This is a genomic window from Azohydromonas caseinilytica (assembly GCF_012927045.1).
In the GTDB taxonomy this organism is placed as follows: Bacteria; Pseudomonadota; Gammaproteobacteria; order Burkholderiales; family Burkholderiaceae_C; genus Azohydromonas; species Azohydromonas caseinilytica.
Genome location: NZ_JABBFW010000097.1, coordinates 1 through 1021 on the forward strand (window position 1 = coordinate 1; position 1021 = coordinate 1021).

General features: G+C 67.2%; 1 protein-coding gene. It reads left to right on the forward strand.

The window, feature by feature from the left end; all coding sequences use genetic code 11:
* Positions 1-1021 (forward strand): NAD(P)(+) transhydrogenase (Re/Si-specific) subunit beta (locus HHL10_RS30130; protein ID WP_169164107.1); only part of this gene is annotated, 1021 nt, incomplete at both ends.

Sequence of the window (1021 nt, forward strand, 5' to 3'; positions counted from 1 at the left end):
ATGAGCATGAACGTCGTCACGCTGCTGTACCTCATCGCCAGCGTGTGCTTCATCCAGGCCTTGAAGGGCCTGAGCCACCCCACCACGTCGATCCGCGGCAATGTCTTCGGCATGACGGGCATGGGCATCGCGGTGGTGACCACCGCGGCGCTGATCCTGAAGCTGGCCGAGGACCTGGGCAGCGCCGGAGCTTCCGGCCTGGTGTGGGTGCTCATCGGGCTGCTGGCCGGGGGCACGGCCGGGACCGTGATGGCCAAGCGGGTGCAGATGACCAAGATGCCCGAGCTGGTGGCCTTCATGCACAGCATGATTGGTCTCGCGGCCGTGTTCATCGCCATCGCCGCGGTGGCCGAGCCCTGGGCCTTCGGCATCAGTGCCAAGGGCGGCGAGATCCCCACGGGCAACCGGCTGGAGCTGTTCCTCGGGGCCGCGATCGGCGCCATCACCTTCTCCGGCTCCGTCATCGCCTTTGGCAAGCTCTCGGGCAAGTACAAGTTCCGCCTCTTCAAGGGCGCGCCGGTGGTGTTCCCGGGGCAGCACCTGCTGAATCTGGTGCTGGGCCTGTCCACCCTCGCGCTGGGGCTGGTGTTCATGTTCACCGGCAGCTGGAGCGCGTTCTTCGTGATGCTGGCGCTCTCGTTCGTGCTGGGCGTGCTGATCATCATCCCCATCGGCGGCGCGGACATGCCGGTGGTGGTGTCGATGCTTAACAGCTATTCGGGCTGGGCTGCGGCGGGCATCGGCTTCAGCCTCAACAACTCGATGCTGATCATCGCCGGCTCGCTGGTGGGCAGCTCCGGGGCGATCCTGAGCTACATCATGTGCAAGGCCATGAACCGCTCCTTCTTCAACGTGATCCTGGGCGGCTTCGGCGGGGACGCCGCCAGCGCGGCCCAGGGCACGCAGGAGCAGCGCAGCGTCAAGAGCGGCAGCGCCGACGACGCGGCCTTCATCCTCTCCAACGCGGAGACGGTCGTCATCGTCCCGGGCTACGGCCTGGCGGTGGCGCGCGCGCAGCACG